This is a genomic window from Putridiphycobacter roseus (assembly GCF_003234935.1).
In the GTDB taxonomy this organism is placed as follows: Bacteria; Bacteroidota; Bacteroidia; order Flavobacteriales_D; family Crocinitomicaceae; genus Putridiphycobacter; species Putridiphycobacter roseus.
In genome coordinates this window covers 1-2438 of sequence record NZ_QKSB01000037.1, presented here as the reverse complement: position 1 = coordinate 2438, position 2438 = coordinate 1, and the positions used below count along the sequence as shown (strand labels likewise).

Below are 2438 nucleotides of genomic sequence, written 5' to 3'. Positions count from 1 at the left end.
ATAATTTCTTAAATATACGTATAGGATTCAAAACAATTATATGAATGCTAAACAAATAACAAAAAGAGGTTACGGCTTTAAGGAAGCCGAAGTGGTTAAAATTGAAGGTTTAAGTAAGCTTTTGGAACGATTCACCAAAAGAATTGGGATTAGTTATACTGGTAGTTCCACTTTAAAATCTTACCGCAGAGCAGTCCGCGACCTAAGCCTGTTTAATGGTGCTTTACCGAATGATTTAGAGGTAGATCAAATTTTAGATTACCTGCATGAGCTCAGGACACAAGGTTTAAGCTGGGCTAAAATTAAAATTGATGTGGCAGGACTTAAGTTTTTCTACCGAGAAATGACTCATGATCCAGTCAAAGCAGATCACATCCCTTATCCAAAAGAGGAAAAATCCTTACCAAAACTACTCAGTAGAGAAGAATTACTGCAACTATTTGATGCTGCTTTAAACCCAAAGCATAGACTTATTTTACGCTTAATTTATGGCAGTGGTTTACGCCGTTCCGAAGTGATTAATTTAAGGATAGATGACATTGATACTCGTGACGGAAAATGCAGAATTAGAATTAATAAAAGTAAAGGAGCCAAGGACCGTTACACTGTGCTGAGCACAAAAGTTCTTGAAGAACTGCGGACCTATTTTTTAGCCTGTAGACCTAAAGTATACTTGTTTAATGGGCAGAAAAAAGGGCAGCCTGTGAGCTTTGGCTTGTTAAGGCACATCACATTAAAAGCAATAGAAAGAAGCGGAATAACCAAGCCAGTTAATTTACACATTTTAAGGCACTGTTTTGCTTCACATGCCTTAGAGGATGGTATGTCTTTGCGCGTGTTACAAGAGATATTAGGTCATAGTTCTATACAAACCACAATGGTATACCTTCATGTAAGTGACGTGCCTTTACAAGGGGCTTTTAGTCCTTTAGATAATATTGAAGAAAAGTAAGTTTAAGCCAACACTTACTTTACAGCAAATTTTAAACCAGCACCTAAACAGCCTACCAAGCAATAATTTTAATCCTTGGCAATGGCGTGTATTAAATGCATTAAACCAATGTAAAACAGAAAGCTTAGGAGGCCACTGGGAAGCTTGCCAAAGTTGTGGAACAACTAAGGTACATTATAACAGTTGTGGTAATAGACACTGTCCGGGTTGTCAAGGTGCTAACACTAAAAGATGGTTATTAGAGCGCGACTACGACTTGTTTGATGTGCCTTATCACCATGTTACTTTCACCATTCCTTTTGAGCTAAGAGCATGGTTTAAAATGAACGAAAAAGAGCTGTACAACTTGCTTTTTAAAAGCATGTGGGCTACGCTATTGTCCTTTTCAAAGGATAAAACAAGTAAGTTGAATGCTGAAATTGGAGTCATCAGTATTTTACATACTTGGACACAAAAATTAGAATACCATCCACACTTGCATTGTATTGTACCAAGTGGAGGGCTCACAGCAAGCGGGAATTGGAAAGCAAAATCGGGTAAGTTTTTATTTTATGTACCCAATTTAAGTAAAGTATTTAGGGCAAAGTTTTGCGAAGGATTTAAACTGCTTTACAAAGCAAAACAACTAAAAACACCTAAAGGATTTAATCCAGCTGAATTTAAAACTTTTGTTAATGCTTTATTCGACAAAGACTGGGTGGTAAATAGCAAACCAGGTTTCAGTGGTAAGGCTTCTGTATTGGAATACTTAGGACGTTACACCCATAAAATTGCCATTAGTAATTACCGCTTAAAATCATTAGAAAATGGCTGCGTTAAATTTTCATATCGCGACCGTAAAAAAGGGGACATTAAACGCTCAATGAAACTTCCTACCGATCTCTTTTTAAAACGGTTTGCACAGCATATACTACCCAAATATTTTGTAAAAATAAGGCACTATGGTATATTTAGTACACGGGTTAAAAAACAAAAATTAAAACTTATTAGAAAGGCTTTAAATCAGCCAACTCCACCAGAAAAAGATAAAATGACCCTAGCACAAGTTATTTTAGAAACTACTGGTGTGGATGTAACCAAATGTACAAGCTGTAAAGAAGGTAAAATGATAGTTTTTAAAGTCATACACCCAAGTCGCGGTTCGCCCAGAAAGTTAATGCCTAACAAAATTGAATACCCATGCTAAAAAGAAAAATAAACTACCAAAAACAGGTGGACGCAACCTGTAATGCCTCAAAAACAAATACTGTGTATAACGGTAAATAAAAATTAACTCAATGCCAAAAATCAAGTCAATTTTTAATGAAATATTACAAAATAAAACCTCAAATAATACCTTTAAAAAACGAAAAAAGAAAAGTCATTTTATTGAAAATACACAGAGAGGTAAAACTTATCCAAATTAGCGATTAGCGGCATAGTGCAACACTTAGAAAAAATCAGTGGGGACGCCCTGCGCCCACGTGATTTTGGGTTCTAATTGTTG

The 2438-nt window shown here is 35.8% G+C and carries 2 protein-coding genes; both read left to right on the top strand.

All coding sequences use genetic code 11. From position 1 onward, the window contains the following. The first annotated feature begins 40 nt into the window (after positions 1–40). Positions 41–952: a tyrosine-type recombinase/integrase gene (locus DNU06_RS17330; RefSeq protein WP_111064764.1), complete on the top strand. Its 912-nt coding sequence runs from the start codon at positions 41–43 to the stop codon at positions 950–952. Then, a complete protein-coding gene (locus tag DNU06_RS17325; protein ID WP_158526947.1) occupies positions 939–2138 on the top strand; it encodes an IS91 family transposase in 1200 nt (399 codons plus the stop codon). The genes DNU06_RS17330 and DNU06_RS17325 overlap by 14 nt, the downstream gene beginning before the upstream one ends. Positions 2139–2438: the final 300 nt, after the last annotated feature.